This is a genomic window from Burkholderia sp. LFS061 (genome assembly GCF_047978125.1).
Taxonomy (GTDB): Bacteria; Pseudomonadota; Gammaproteobacteria; order Burkholderiales; family Burkholderiaceae; genus Burkholderia; species Burkholderia pyrrocinia_C.
Window position 1 is genome coordinate 48,715 of the sequence record NZ_JBFPFS010000020.1, and the last position, 14,324, is coordinate 63,038.

A 14,324-nucleotide genomic window follows, 5' to 3' on the forward strand; every position below is an offset into this window, starting at 1 on the left:
GCACGCGCGCCGCAGCGCGCCGCCAGCCTTCGCGTGGCTGTTTGCCGCCCGTCGCAAGGCGGCGCGCGCATGACGACGTCGCCGCGCCGCCGCGCATTGATCGCCGCCGGGCTCGGCGCGCTCGCCGCGCCGGCGCTGGTGCGCGCGAAGCCGCGCACCGTGCGGATCTCGAAGGGCTACGGCGTGCTGTACCTGCCGCTGCTCGTGATGGAGAAGCAGCGGTTGTTCGAGCGGCACGCGGCGCGGCACGGCGTGCGCGACGTCGCGGTCGACTGGGTGCTGCTCGACGGCGGCAATTCCGTCAACGACGCGATGATGGCCGGCACGCTGGATTTCGCGGGCGCCGGCGCGCCGGGCTTCATCGAGCTGTGGGCGCGGGCGCGCGGCATTCCGAACGTCGAGGTGATCGGCATCAGCGGGCTGTCGACCACGTCGCTGTCGCTGAACGCGAACCGTCCGGGCCTCGCGTCGCTGCGCGACTTCACGCCGTCCGACCGGATCGCGGTGCCCGGCATCCGCACGTCGTTGTCGGCCGTCGTGCTGCAGATGGTCGCGAGCCGGCTGCTCGGCCCGAAGCATTTCGCGCAGCTCGATTCGATCACCGTGAACCTGCCGCATCCGCAGGCGATGCAGGCGCTGATCCGACGCGAGAACGGCGTCACCGCGCACTTCACGTCGCCGCCGTTCTCGACGCTCGAGTTGCGGCAGCCGGGCATCCACCGCGTCGTGAGTTCGGTCGACGTGCTCGGCCCGCTGACGCTCGACGTCGTGTTCGCGCCGAAGCGGCTCGTCGATACGGAGCCCGCGCTGGCCGCCGCGTTTCTCGGCGCGCTCGACGAAGCGAACCGCCTGATCGCGCAGGATCCGCGCGCGGCGGCCGCGCTTTATGCGGCGTCGTCGGGCGTCGGCGTGTCGCACGACGACGTGATGCGGATGCTCGCCGCACCCGACACGCGCTTTTCGGTGCGGCCGAACCAGCTGATGGACTACGTCGAATTCCTGTACCTGGCCGGCACGATCAAGGCGAAGCCGCGCGCATGGCACGAGATGTTCGCGCCGATGCTCGACGACTACCGGTCGGGCTGAGCGCCGCCGGCCCGCTTACAAACGATATTCATCGAAACATTCCGCGCCCGCGCCTTCGTCGCGCGCGGCGCCGATACAACCGACACGCAACCGATTCACGCAAGGAGCCCGTAGTGAACGCTACCGAAACCCTGGACCCCGCGTCCGCCGAAGAACAGCGCATCATGTCGAAGGTGGCGCGGCGCCTGCTGCCCATCCTCGTCGTGATGTTCCTGATCGCGTTCATCGACCGGCAGAACGTCGGTTTCGCGAAGCTGCAGATGGTGCACAGCCTCGGGATGACGGAGGCCGCGTTCGGGCTCGCGTCGTCGCTGTTCTTCATCGGCTACCTGCTGTTCGAGGTGCCGAGCACGCTCGCGCTGCATCGCTACGGCGCACGCGTATGGCTCGCGCGGATCATGCTGACGTGGGGCCTCATCACCGTGCTGATGGGCTTCACGACGTCGATGCCCGCGTTCTGCTCGCTGCGCTTCCTGCTCGGCATCGCCGAGGCCGGCTTCTATCCGGGCGTGATCTACTACCTGACGCTGTGGTTTCCGCAAAGCTACCGCGCGAAGGTGCTCGGCATCTTCACGCTCGGCAGCGCGCTCGCGAACATGCTCGGCTCGCTGGTCGGCGGCGTGCTGCTGAGCCTGAACGGCGTGTGGGGGCTGGCGGGCTGGCAGTGGGTGTTCATTGCAACGGGCATCCCGGCCGTGATCGTCGCGATCGTCGTGTTCCGCGTGCTGCCCGCGTCGTTTCGCGAGGCGCCGTTCCTCGACGAGCGCGAGAAGCAGATCGTCGCGGCCGCGCTGGAGCGCGAGAAGCCCGCGCAGGCCGAGCATGGGCAGCCGTGGAAGGCGCTGCTCGATCCGCGCGTGATGCTGTTCGCGGCGACCTACATGCTGATGTCGACGTCGCTGTACGGCGTCACGTACTGGCTGCCGACGCTCGTGAAATCGTTCGGCGTGTCGAGCAGTACGAACGGTTTCCTGAGCATGCTGCCGTGGGCGCTCGCGGTGCTGCTGCTGGTGTGGCTGCCGGCGAAGCTGCGCCGCGCGAAGAGCATCCTGCGCACGATCGCGATCGTCGCGGCGCTCGGCGCGCTCGGCTTCCTGCTGAGTCTCGTGCTGCCGTCGACGCCGCTGCGCTTCATCGCGCTCGTGCTCGGCGGCGCATGCATCCCGCTGCTGTATCCGTGCTTCTGGTCGATGCCGCCGCGCTATTTCACCGGCGCGCGGGCGGCGGCGAGCGTCGCGGCGATCAATTCGATCGGCAACCTCGGCGGCTTCTTCAGCCAGAACCTGATGCCGTTCGCGGGCAAGGTGACGGGCACCGCGTTCGGGCCGATGATCGTGCCGATCGTGTGCCTCGCGCTGCTCGGGATCGGCGCGCTGGTCGCGTGGACACGGTCGGAGCGGGGGATGGTGGCGGCGCGGGTGTGACGCGCATGGATTCGTGGCTGCTCCAACCGGTTCACGCTCCTGGAGCGTGTCGGTGTGCTACCGTGCGATCCATTGACACACATGGGGAATGCAATGAATTCTGCGACGAAGTCCGCGTTCCGGATCGATCCGCAATTGCTTGAAGCCGCTGAATCCGTTCTGGCGAAAAACGAGACGCTCTCCGCGTTCATCGAATCGGCGTTGCGCGCTCGCGTTGCGCGCCGACGCGTGCAGCGCGAGTTTGTCGCGCGTGGTCTCGCATCACGCGACGAGGCGCGGCGGACCGGCGAATACATCGATGCTGTAAACGTCCAGGCTGAACTCGAGCGCATGCTGAAAGCGGCACGGGCGACAAGAGCGCTCGGGTAAGCCATTGGGATGGCGATCCATGCATCGCGGACGCAAGTCACGATCCTCGCCGTCCGCCATCAACGAGAAGACGATTACCACTGACCGCGTCAGCGTCGCGGCACCGCCGCATTCGACCGCCTACCCGCGCGAAGCCTCATCTCCCCCATGCGCAACAGCTACCTGCGGATGCGACAGCGGAATCTCCACCTCGACCGTCGTACCTTCGCCGAGCGTCGTCGTAATCTGCAGCGTGCCGCCGACGAGGTACGCACGCTCGCGCAAGCCGACCAGCCCGAACGAGTTCGACTTGCGTGGCACGCCGGGATCGAATCCCGCACCGTCGTCGCGAATCGTCAGCGCGATCGCATCGTCGCCGTGCACGAGCTCGACATCCGCATGCGACGCGGCCGCGTGCCGCGCGACGTTCGCGAGCGCTTCCTGCGCGATGCGGAACACGGCCGTCGCATACGGCTCGTCGAGCTGCAACTCGGGCGGATCGACATGCAGCGCGCACGCGATCCCGTGACGGTGCCGAAAATCCTCCACGAGCCATTGCATCGCCGCCGCGAAGCCGAGATCGTCGAGCATCAGCGGGCGCAGGTCCGACGCGATGCGCCGCGTCGCGGCCACCGCGCCGCGTGCCATCGTGTGCATCGCCGCGATCTTGCGCGCCAGCGGCGCGTCGTCCTGCGGCACGCGGTCGATCAGCCATTCGAGATCGTTCTTCAGCGCCGCGAGCGTCTGCGCGAGTTCGTCGTGCAGCTCGCGGGCGATGCGGCGCTGCTCGGCCTCGCGCGCGGTCGCGCTGATCGCGGCGATCTCGCGCAGTTCCTCGCGTGACGCCTGCAGCGCCCGCTCCGCGCGCACGCGCTCCTCGACTTCGCGCCGCAGGTCGCGGTTCGACGCGCTCAGTTGCGCGGTGCGCGCGGCGACGCGCTGTTCGAGCCGTTCGTTCGCCTCGTTCAGCTGCGCGCTCTTCTGCACGACGAGCAGATGCTGGTAGCGCGCGCCGGCCAGCGCGCGCACCGTCTGCGCATGCAGCCGGCCGTTCTCGAACAGCATCGCGAACAGCACGACGCCGGACGCGACGAGGCCGTACGCGCGGCCCGCGTAGAAGCCGAGATCGAAGCGCCCGTGATTGAGCATCGACGACAGCGCGATGTCGAACAGCCAGGCAACGAGCACGGTCATCACCCACAGGTCGAGCACGGAATGATGGCGCCGCTGCCGCCACATCAGCACCAGCGCAATCAGGTTCAGCGCCCAGACGACCGTGATCGCGTTCGTCATCGTCGCGGCCATCCGGTTGCCGTGCATGATGCGCGGCAGCAGGTCGTGGCCGGCGGTCGCGAGCACCGCGAGCGCGGCCGTCGCGGCGGCCGCCGCGGCGATGCAGAGCACCACCGGAATCGCCGCGCGGCGCTGCGGGGCGGGGATCGGGCGCGTGCGCGACGCCGCGCGCAGCAGCGCATAGGCGGCGACCGCGAGCGGAAAGCCGCCGTGCCAGAACAGGTACAGCCAGGCCGTGGTCTGTTCGCCGGCACCGAGCAGGCCCGTCGGCGCGAACAGCCCCGGGAAGGTCAGCATGTGCGTGCCGGCCATGAAGCCCGTGAACAGGTAGCCGCCCGCGAGCGCGAGCAGCGATTTCTCGCGCAGGATCGCGTACTGGCCGAGCAGGAGGCCGGCCGTCACCATGTCGTTGACGACGATCGCCGACTGGTACACAGGGATGAACGCCCAGCCCGGCGCGAGCGGCATGCCCGCGAACGGCGCGAGCGTGGCGAAGATCGCGGCCGACACGAGCACGGTCGCGATCGCGAGCCGCCGCTCGCGCCGCCCTGGCGGCAGCGACGACATGAACAGGCGCGACGCGTCCGGATCGGCGTCGTCCGCGGGGGCAGGCGATAAGTGGAGGGTGGTCGTCATGCGTCGTCGACGCCGGGGTCGAGATCGTGGCGCATCGCGTAGCGGACCAGCGCGGCTTCGTGCGGCAGTTCCATCTTCTCGAGGATCCGCGTCTTGTATGTGCTGACCGTCTTCGCGCTCAGCGCGAGTTCGGACGCGATCTGCGTGACCGTCTGGCCCGCGACGATGCGGCGCATCACGTCGAGCTCGCGCGCGGACAGCCGTTCGTGCGGCAGCGTTTGGGCCGGCGCGCGCAGCGTGCGCGCGAGGCTTTCGGCCGCCGACGGGCTCACGTAGACGCCGCCCGCCGCGACCTTGCCCACGGCCTCGACGAGCTCGGCGGTCGCGCTGTCCTTCGTCAGGTAACCGACTGCGCCGGCCTTGAACGCGCGCGCCGCGTACTGCGCCTCGGCATGCATCGTCAGCACGAGCGTGCGCAGCGACGGCGCGTGGCTCTTGACCAGCCGGATCAGCTCGATGCCGGTCGGCGCGGGCATCGACAGGTCGAGCAGCAGCACGTCGGCGGCGCTGCGCTCGGCCAGCGCGAGCGTGGCCGGGCCGTCGCTCGCCTCGCCGACGATTTCGAAACCGCCGGCCCTCTCCAGGATATGACGCAGTCCGTCTCGCATGACTGCGTGATCGTCAGCCAGAATTACCCTGATCATCGAGCGACCCTCTTCGGGATGACGCCGCGGACCCTGCCGTCCGGTTGCCGCCGCGATTGTTCTTCCGATCAATATATTCCGCCGAATCCCAAAACGGTACACATCCGGGAAATTTTCGAGATATCCGACCCCGGAATGTGTACTGAACCGAAGTAATCGACGGAAAGGAAGCGGCGTGGACCGCTTGTGGAATAGGGTATTCCCTGATGACTGATGCGCCCGGGGCGGACCTGCGTGGCGTCACGCGAAGCGCCCCGCGAACGGCCCCGATTCGGGACTAAACTGGTGCCCGATGCCGCCGCGCCAACCGAGGAGCCCCGCGATGATCGACCTTGCCGATATCCTTCCGTCCGCACTGCCTGCCGCCGTCGCATGGGCCGAAGCGGAGGCGGCGCGCGGGATCGCGCAGGGCGTGCCGCTGACGCCGGCGCAGGCCGACGACGCGCGCACCGTGGGCGTCGCGCAGCCGGAGCGGATCCGCGTCGTGATCGTCGACCGCATGCCGTTTCCCGAAACGCCTTCGCTGGCCGCGATCGCACGCGACACTGGGCTGCTGTCGCCGGGGACGATCGGGCTCACGCTCGGCCATGCGGTGTTCGTGCTGCGCGGGCAAGACACGCGCCGCCTGCTGACCCACGAATTCCGTCACGTGCATCAATTCGAGGCCGCCGGGTCGATCGGCGCGTTTCTCGCGCGCTATCTGCACGAGATCGCGACGGTCGGGTACCACGACGCGCCGCTCGAGGCCGATGCGCGGCAGTACGAGTTCGATTGACCTCCGACGCCGGCTCGACCGCGCGCACCTCGCGATGAACGTTCCCCACGCCACTGCCGGCCCGGTGTTCGCACACCGGGCCGCACCGCTTTGGAGCGCGCGATGAGCGACACGATCCACGCGTGGATCGGCGCGATCGGCGCGCATCCGCTGCTCGTGCTGGCGATCGTGTTCTTGACCGCCTGCGCCGAGGCGATCGCGCTGGTCGGCACGGTCGTGCCGGCCGGTGCCGTGATGTTCGCGGCCGGTGCGCTGATCGGCGCGGGCGCGCTCGACGGGTGGACGACGATCGGCGTCGCGGCCGTCGGCGCCGTGGTCGGCGACGGGATCAGCTACGAACTCGGGCGGCACTATGGCGGGGTGATCCGCAACGCGTGGGCGCGCTTCGGCTACGCAGCCGCTTACGCGCGTGGCGAGGAGTTCGTGCTGCGTCACGGCATGAAGAGCATCGTGCTCGCGCGCTTCCTCGCGCCGGTGCGCGCGGTCGTGCCGGTCGTCGTCGGCTGCGCGATGCTGCCGCGCCGGTCGTTCTATCCGGTCAACGTGATATCGGCACTCGTGTGGGCGCCCGTTCATGTGGCGCCGGGCATCCTGTTCGGCGCATCGGCCGTCCTGGCCGCGGCGATCAGCGTGCGGGTCGCCGCGATCCTGGCGGTCGTCGCCGCGCTGGTCGCGCTGGTGTGGATCGGCGTGCGCGTCGCGTTGCGGCGCGGCTGGCCGCTGCTGCGTCGTGCGCTCGTCGAAGTCGCGCACGCCTGCGCGCGCCGCTGGCCGCGGTTCGGCGCGCGGCTGCATGACATGATCGCGCGCGTGCGTCGCCTGCCGGGCGCGGTGCCGGTGCTCGCGCTGCTTTTCGTCGGCTGCGTGTGGCTGTTCGCGGGGCTCGTGCAGGATGTCGTCGCGAACGATCCGCTGATGCAGGCGGACATCGCGCTGTACGCGTTCCTGCAGAACCTGCGCACGCCGCCCGTCGATGCCGCGATGAGCGCGCTCGCGGTGCTGCACGGGCACGATACGGGGCTGATCGTCGCGGCCGCGTTTCTCGTCTGGCTGATGATTCATCGCTGCTGGCTGACGTCCGCGTGGTGGCTCGCGACGATCGGCATCGCCGTCGTGCTCGTGCCGGTGTTCGGCGCGGGCGTGCCCGGCGCGACGCCCGCGAGCCTGCCGCCCGGCGCACTGCACGTGCCGCTGCCCGATGCCGATGCCGCGTTCGCGATTCTCGCGAGCAGTGGCCTCGGCTGGGTGCTGGCGCACGACGGGCCCGCGCGGTGGCGCATCCCGGTCGTGACGGCGGTCGTGCTGTGGATCGTGCTCGGCGGCTTCGCGCGGTTGTATGTCGGCGACACGTGGCTGTCGGGTTTGCTCGGCGGCTGGAGCCTCGGGCTGGCGTGGTTCGCGGTGCTCGCCGGCGCTTATGCGTACTGGCGCGTGCGCGAGCATGTGCAGCCGAGGGGCGCGCTCGTCGCGGTGGTCGTGGTGCTCGCGACGGCCGGCGTATGGACGGTTCCCGCGCAATGGCAGCTCGACCGCGCGGCGCGCCCGCATGTCGGCGACGTGGTTGCGATGACCGTCGATCAGTGGATGCGCGGCGGGTGGCAGCGCGTGCCGACGCGGCGCACCGAGATCGGCGGCGATCGCGAGGAATATCTGCCGCTGCAATGGAGCGCGACGTCGGACACGCTCGATCGCCATCTCGCGCAGGCCGGCTGGCAGCGCGCGACGCCGTGGTCGCCTGCCACCGCGCTGCGCTGGCTGTTGCCGCAGGCGCCGGTCGACACGCTGCCGGTGCTGCCGCGCTACACGCACGGCGAGAGCACGCGCCGCGTGTTCGTCCGCGTCGATCCGGGCCACCCTGAAAGCCGTGTCGTGCTGCGGCTGTGGCGTTATCCGTACGTGCTGCAGGATGCGCTCGGCACGCGGCCGCTGTGGTACGGCGCACTGTATCGCGAGACGCTGCACCAGCCGGCGCGGCTGATGACGATCGTGCGGACGACGCCGATCGACGATGCGGCGGCGATCGCGCAGGCGCTGGCGGTCGAGCCGACGATCGAGCATCCGCCGGCGGGGATGAATGCCGCGCCGGCCGGGATGCTGCTGGTGTGGATGGTCAGGCCGTGAGCGGGCAGGCGGGCCGTGTGCGCCGCTTACGCGTGCGCCGGCTGCGCGGGGACGACGGACAGGCGCAGGCCGACCGTCTTGAGCACCGCGAGCAGGGTTTTCAGCGTCGGGTTGCCGTTGGGGGACAGCGTGCGATACAGCGATTCGCGGCTGATGCCGGCTTCGGCCGCGACGGCGCCGAGCCCGCCGTACGCTTCCGCGACCGTGCGCAGCGCGAGCAGGGCGGCCGCGCGGTTGTCGGGATCGTCGAGCGATTCCATTGCGACGCGCAGATAGGCCACCGCGAGGTCGCGATCGGCGCCGAGTTCGGCGACTTCCGCGTCGTGGTGCGATACCGCGCCTTTGAGCTTGCTCACATTTGCCTCCGTTTCCAGTTCGACCAGTGTTCCTTTGCACGCCTGATGTCGTCGGGTTGACTGCCCTTGTCGCCGCTGGACAGCAGCAGCACCAGTGCACCGCCGTGCCGGCCGAAGTACACGCGATAGCCGGCACCGACATGGATGCGCAGTTCGATCACGCCTTCGCCGACAGGCTCGCAATCGCCGAAGTTGCCTGTCTGCACACGGCGCAGGCGTTCGCGAATCCGCGCCTGGACGAACTTGTCGCGCACGGCGTTCAGCCATTCGGTGAAAGGCTCGCGACCGTCGTCGCGCTGATAGCGAAGCAGTTCGAACTTGGATGGCATTGTAACTTATAAGCTACAAAAATGGTGAAGGGAACGAGGCGGCCATGCGGGCTGCCACAGGTGGTGTGAACGGGGTGCGATGCACGCGTTGCCGGTTGTCGGATCGAGACGGCATGCAACGCAACGGCGCCGCGGCCGGAGCGCATGCAGCGCCTTCATGGTTCGGGGTTTCAGGCAGCGAAGCCGGCTTCCCGAACGACGATCATTCTTTCATCCGGTGCGTACGGTGGCGATTCGGCCGAATGGCCGGTGTCGATGGCGCGAAGACGAGGTACGCGCCGAGTGTGGGGTGTCGGGAGGGAATGACGTGAACGGCAAACCTGCCGGCGCCGGCGCGTCGTGCGCCTTGCATGCCGGCAGGTCTTCCCGCATTACTGCTTCGCCGGCGCGGCCGTCGCGACCTTGTCGAGCGCGGCCGGGATGTACGTGTCGAGCTGCGCGGTCACCGATTCGTAGAAGTCCATCGGCTTGCCCCATGCGTCAGGCACGTCGACGTGCTTTCCGGACGCATATTCGGCGAGCGTGAACACCTTGCCGGCCGCCGACGGATAGAGCGCGAGCACCTTTTCCTTGTGCTTGTCGGTCATCGTCAGGATCACGTCGGAATGCTTGATGTCGTTCGCGTTCAGTTGCACCGAGCGGTGCGCGGACGTGTCGATACCGCGCCGCTTCATCAGGATCACGCCGTTTTCCTCGGGCTTTTCGTCGTACGGATCCTCGTCGACCGCGCGCGAAATCACCGCGACATGCGCGTGGCGCTGCGCGATCAACTGGCCCGCGATCGCTTCGGCCATCACGCTGCGCCCGGTGTTGCCGGTGTCGACGAACGCGACCTTCTTCGGCTCGTCGGCGAATGCCGGCGCCGCGCACTGGATGCCGACGCAACAGAGCAGCGCAAGCGCGTTGAGGGTGTGGTTTCTTTTCATTGGTGTCTCCGCCAGGGTGGGGTGAGGTCGCCGCGGCATCGCGCCGAGGCTTGCGGGAGATCATGACGGCCGTGTGCGACGGAAAAAAATAAACGATCGGTTTTCACAAGACGGTGTCGCTTCGTTGCAAGCGGGCACGGTGGCGGCGCATGCGTCTTGCGGCGATCGGGGCAGGCGGGAACCGCTGCCCCGATCGCCGCGCGTTACCGTTTCATCGTCACGCCGTCGCGGCGACGCGTTCCGATGCAAACCCCGCCAGCGTCCGCAATGCGTCCCGCGCCGACCTCAGGTAAAACGCCTGCAGATGAAACACGTGCCAGCGCGCCGCATGAATCTCCAGCCGGCACGGCACGCCGCACGCGGCCGCATGATTCGCGAGCCGCTGCGCATCCGACAGCAGCACCTCCTGATCGCCGGCCTGGACCAGCATCGGCGGCAGGCCGCGCAGGTCGGTGTCGAGCGGGCCGCGCGCGGCGGCCGAGCCGGCGCCGTGATACCAGCGCAGCCCCTGTTCGAGCCAGCCGCGACGGATCATCGGATCGTCGCGACGGCGCGAAGTGAGCGTTGCGCCGCCGAGCGTGGGGTCGGTCACGGGCGAGATCAGCAGCAGCGCGGCCGCAGCCGGCTCGCCGCGCTCGCGCAATGCGATGGCGAGCGCCAGCGCGAGCGCGCCGCCGGCCGAATCGCCGGCGATCACGATCCGGTGCGGCGCATAACCCTGCGTGCGCATCGCGTCGTACGCGGCCAGCGCATCGTCGAGCGCCGCAGGGCCAGGATGCTCGGGCGCGAGCCGGTAATCGGGTACCCACACCGGCAGGCTGGCCTCGTTCGCGAGCCGCGTCGTCACGCCGCGATGCGTATGCGGCCCGCCGAGGCAGAACGCGCCGCCGTGCAGATAGAGGATCGCGCCGCCCGTATCGCCGCGTTTCGGCGCGACCACTTCGATCGGCACGCCGTTGGCGGACATACGGTAGCGCAGCGTGCCGCCCGTGCCGGGCATCAGCGGCGACAGCAGCGCGACGACACGGCGTTGCATGCGCGCACCGAACGGCGGCCCGATCAGCGGCCGGAACGCGACCCGCAGGAAGCCGCGCAGCGACGCGGCGGACAGCGCCTCCAGTCCGCCGGCGGGCGGTGTGACCACCACGGCATGCGCCGGCGCGGCGGCACCGGGCAACGGATGCGTGAAGCGGTACGCGGACAGCCCGGTGAAGCGCGTGATCCACCGGTAGGTCAGCGTGAAGCCCGGCCAGTTCGTGCTGTTGTGCCCCGAGGCATCGACGTACCAGCTCTTGCAACTGCTCCATACCGAACCTTCGAGCCGCTGCTGCACATGCACGTTGTAGCGCCGGTAGCGGCGCGCGTCGACGTCGATCGCGGATGCGCCGTCGCGCCGCATCGCGCGCACGCAGCGCATCACGTGCGCGATCTGGCTTTCGAGCATGTAGACGATCGAGTTGTGGCCGAGGTTGGTGTTCGGGCCGTACAGCATGAAGAAGTTCGGAAAGCCGGGCACGGTGAGCCCGAGATACGCCTGCGCGCCGCGTCGCCACGCGTCGTTCAGGTCGAGCCCGTCGCGGCCCGTGATGCGCATCGGCGACAGGAACTCGGTCGCCGCGAATCCCGTGCCGTAGACGATCGCGTCGACCGGATGGTGCACGCCGTCGACGGTCTCGATCCCGTCCTCGGTCACGCGCCGGATCCGCTGCGTGACGAGCCCGACGTTGTCGCGGCTCATCGCGGCGAGGTAGTCGCTCGACAGCAGGATGCGCTTGCAGCCGATCGGGTAGTCGGGCGTGAGCCGTTCGCGCAGCGCGGCGTCCGGCACGTCGCGCGCGAGCAGTTTGCGAAACGGTCTGCCGACCGCAACATCCATCAGCCCGTTCAGGCGCGTGAACGCGATCGCGCGCGATTCGTAGCGCAGGTAGATCGACGCGCGGTGCAGCTTCATCGCCCACGGCAGCCGGCGAAACAGTGCCTGCTCCCACGGGCGATACGCGCGGTCGGGGCGCGGCATCACGTAGGCCGGCGAGCGCTGGAACACGACGAGACGCTGCACGTCGCCTGCGATCGCCGGGACGAACTGGATCGCCGATGCGCCGGTGCCGACCACGGCCACGCGCTTGCCGGCGAGCGGAGAGTCGTGATCCCAGTGCGCGGAATGGAAGGCGCGGCCGCGAAACGTGTCGATGCCGGGCAGGTCGGGCATCGCGGGGCGGCTCAACTGGCCAGTGCCGCTGACCAGTGCGGCCGCACTCAGCGTCGTGCCGTCGGCGAGCGTTACGTGCCACTGCGCACGGGCTTCGTCGTACCGCGCGCGCTCGACTTCCGCGCCGAAGCGCAGATGGCGCGCGAGGCCGTACTTGCGCGCGCAATGTTGCAGGTACGCATGGATTTCAGGCTGCGGCGCGAACACACGCGACCACGACGGATTGGGCTCGAACGAGAACGAGTACAGATGCGAGGGCACGTCGCACGCGGCGCCCGGGTAGCTGTTGTCGCGCCACACGCCGCCGACGTCGTGCGAGCGTTCGACGATCACGAAATCGTGAATGCCGGCGTGTTGCAGCGCGATCGCCATGCCGATGCCGGCGAAGCCGGCGCCGATGACGATCGCCGCAAGCGGCGCGGCGGGTTCGGTCGGGCGGGAAGCATCAGGCGACAGCATGGCGGGTTTCCTCCGGCTGGTTGGTATCTTGAGCGGCGCGCGACGCACCGACGGTGTTGCGATCAATCGATGTACTGACGGTTTCGGCATGCGGCTGCACAGATGTGCGGCGCACGCCTCGAATCATGTCGACGGCCTTCTCGGCGATCATGATCGTCGGCGCATTGGTGTTGCCGCCGATCAGCGTCGGCATCACCGACGCATCGACGATGCGCAGCCCCTGCAGGCCACGCACGCGCAGTTGCGGATCGACGACGGCGAGCGCGTCGTGGCCCATCCGGCACGTGCCGACCGGGTGATACACGGTGTCGGTGCGCCGGCGCAGCACGTCGCGGATTTCGTCGTCGGACGTGACGTTCGCGGTGAACAGGTCGCGCGTGATCCAGCTGGCGAGCGCGGGCGCTTCCATTAGCCGGCGCGTGATCCGGAAGCCCGCGACCATGTCGTCGAGGTCGCGCGGATCGTCGAAGAACGCGGGATCGATGCGCGGCGCCGCGAGCGGATCGACGCTGTCGAGCGTGACCGAGCCGCGGCTGCGCGGCCGCAGCAGGCACACGTGGCACGACAGACCATGGCCGGCATGCAGCTTGCGAGCATGATCGTCGACGAGCGCGACGACGAAGTGCAGCTGGATGTCCGGCGCGTCGAGGCCGGCGCGCGTCTTCAGGAAGCCGCCGCCTTCCGCGAAATTCGACGTCAGCATCCCGCGCCGTTCGCGGCGAAAGCGCGCGAGCTCGCGCAGCATGCGCAGGCCGCCGCGTGCCGATACGCCCATCGTGTCGACACCGCGCGTGCGGTAGCCGAGGATGAAATCCGGATGATCCTGCAGGTTGCGGCCGACGCCGGGCAGGTCGGCATGTACCGGAATGCCGAGCCCTTGAAGTTCGCGGCCCGGGCCGACGCCCGACAGCATCAGCAATTGCGGCGTTTGCAGCGCGCCGGCCGCGAGCACGACTTCGCGCCGCGCGCGCAATGTGCGGATTTCGCCGTGCTGCCGCACGTCGACGCCGATCGCACGTGTCCCGTCGAACAGGATGCGCAGCACCTGCGCGTGCGTCTCGACCGTCAGGTTGTCGCGGCGGCCGACGTGCGGCAGCAGGTACGCGCGCGCCGCGCTCCATCGTTCGCCGTGCTTCTGCGTGACCTGGTAGATGCCGATGCCTTCCTGCTGCGCGCCGTTGAAATCGTCGGTGAGCGGCAGGCCGGCCTGTTGCGCGGCTTCCAGATAGCGCGCATGGAACGGGTTGCCGGTACGCAGGTCGCTGACCCACAGCGGGCCGTCGCGGCCGTGCCACGCATCGTCGAAGCGCTCGTTGTGTTCGCTGAGCCGGAAGTACGGCAGCACGTCGTCGTACGCCCATCCCTCGTTGCCGAGCGCGGCCCAGCCGTCGTAGTCGACGCGATGGCCGCGGATGTAGACCATCGCGTTGATCGCGGACGAGCCGCCCAGCACCTTGCCGCGCGGCTGGTAGCCGATGCGTCCGTCGAGCCCCGGTTGAGGCACCGTGTCGAACGCCCAGTTGTTCAAGCGGGTCGGCATCATCGCGACCGCGCCGGTCGGCACGTTGACGATCGTGCTGTCGCCGCGGCCGCCGGCCTCGAGCACGCAGACGGTCACTGCCGGGTCTTCGGTCAGTCGCCCTGCAACGACGCAGCCGCCCGAACCGCCGCCGACGACGATGTAGTCGAAAGTCTTGCTCATGAAATCGTCTCCTGAT

At 69.3% G+C, this 14,324-nt stretch carries 12 protein-coding genes; 5 read left to right on the top strand and 7 right to left on the bottom strand.

Features of this window, described 5'->3' with window-relative positions; translation table 11 throughout:
• The first annotated feature begins 69 nt into the window (after window positions 1–69).
• The 3 genes from ACNQQL_RS18985 (at window position 70) to ACNQQL_RS18995 (ending at window position 2,879) form a co-directional block, all read left to right on the top strand.
• Window positions 70–1,086: an ABC transporter substrate-binding protein gene (locus ACNQQL_RS18985; RefSeq protein ID WP_347065074.1), complete on the top strand. Its 1,017-nt coding sequence runs from the start codon at window positions 70–72 to the stop codon at window positions 1,084–1,086.
• Window positions 1,087–1,199: 113 nt separating this feature from the next.
• A complete protein-coding gene (locus tag ACNQQL_RS18990; RefSeq protein WP_034182070.1) occupies window positions 1,200–2,510 on the top strand; it encodes an MFS transporter in 1,311 nt (436 codons plus the stop codon).
• Window positions 2,511–2,603: 93 nt separating this feature from the next.
• Window positions 2,604–2,879, top strand: coding sequence for a YlcI/YnfO family protein (locus tag ACNQQL_RS18995; protein WP_072442171.1), 276 nt, complete (start codon window positions 2,604–2,606; stop codon window positions 2,877–2,879).
• A gap of 120 nt (window positions 2,880–2,999) precedes the next feature.
• On the opposite strand, the gene ACNQQL_RS19000 is transcribed toward ACNQQL_RS18995, so the two are convergent.
• Together ACNQQL_RS19000 and ACNQQL_RS19005 are read right to left on the bottom strand one after the other, a co-directional pair.
• On the bottom strand, window positions 3,000–4,787 hold the full coding sequence (locus tag ACNQQL_RS19000; RefSeq protein WP_347065075.1) for a sensor histidine kinase: 1,788 nt from the start codon (window positions 4,785–4,787) through the stop codon (window positions 3,000–3,002).
• A complete protein-coding gene (locus tag ACNQQL_RS19005; protein WP_072442167.1) occupies window positions 4,784–5,431 on the bottom strand; it encodes a response regulator transcription factor in 648 nt (215 codons plus the stop codon). Before ACNQQL_RS19005 ends, ACNQQL_RS19000 begins: the two co-directional genes overlap by 4 nt.
• Window positions 5,432–5,753: 322 nt before the next feature.
• Between ACNQQL_RS19005 and ACNQQL_RS19010 the strand changes: the two genes are divergently transcribed.
• Both ACNQQL_RS19010 and ACNQQL_RS19015 read left to right on the top strand, forming a co-directional pair.
• A complete protein-coding gene (locus tag ACNQQL_RS19010) occupies window positions 5,754–6,206 on the top strand; it encodes a hypothetical protein (protein ID WP_347065076.1) in 453 nt (150 codons plus the stop codon).
• Window positions 6,207–6,308: 102 nt separating this feature from the next.
• A complete protein-coding gene (locus ACNQQL_RS19015) occupies window positions 6,309–8,327 on the top strand; it encodes a VTT domain-containing protein (protein WP_347065077.1) in 2,019 nt (672 codons plus the stop codon).
• 26 nt (window positions 8,328–8,353) lie between these two features.
• Here the strand turns inward: ACNQQL_RS19015 and ACNQQL_RS19020 are convergent, their stop codons facing one another.
• The 5 genes from ACNQQL_RS19020 to ACNQQL_RS19040 form a co-directional block, all read right to left on the bottom strand.
• On the bottom strand, window positions 8,354–8,683 hold the full coding sequence (locus ACNQQL_RS19020; protein ID WP_072442165.1) for an addiction module antidote protein: 330 nt from the start codon (window positions 8,681–8,683) through the stop codon (window positions 8,354–8,356).
• Complete coding sequence (locus ACNQQL_RS19025) at window positions 8,680–9,012, bottom strand: type II toxin-antitoxin system RelE/ParE family toxin (RefSeq protein WP_347065078.1); 333 nt, start codon at window positions 9,010–9,012, stop codon at window positions 8,680–8,682. The genes ACNQQL_RS19020 and ACNQQL_RS19025 overlap by 4 nt, the downstream gene beginning before the upstream one ends.
• Window positions 9,013–9,383: 371 nt before the next feature.
• Complete coding sequence (locus ACNQQL_RS19030; protein ID WP_347065079.1) at window positions 9,384–9,938, bottom strand: protein tyrosine phosphatase; 555 nt, start codon at window positions 9,936–9,938, stop codon at window positions 9,384–9,386.
• Window positions 9,939–10,155: 217 nt separating this feature from the next.
• Window positions 10,156–12,606, bottom strand: a complete 2,451-nt coding sequence (locus tag ACNQQL_RS19035; RefSeq protein ID WP_347065080.1) for an alpha/beta hydrolase fold domain-containing protein — start codon at window positions 12,604–12,606, stop codon at window positions 10,156–10,158.
• Complete coding sequence (locus ACNQQL_RS19040) at window positions 12,593–14,308, bottom strand: choline dehydrogenase (protein ID WP_347065081.1); 1,716 nt, start codon at window positions 14,306–14,308, stop codon at window positions 12,593–12,595. The genes ACNQQL_RS19035 and ACNQQL_RS19040 overlap by 14 nt, the downstream gene beginning before the upstream one ends.
• Window positions 14,309–14,324 lie beyond the last annotated feature (16 nt).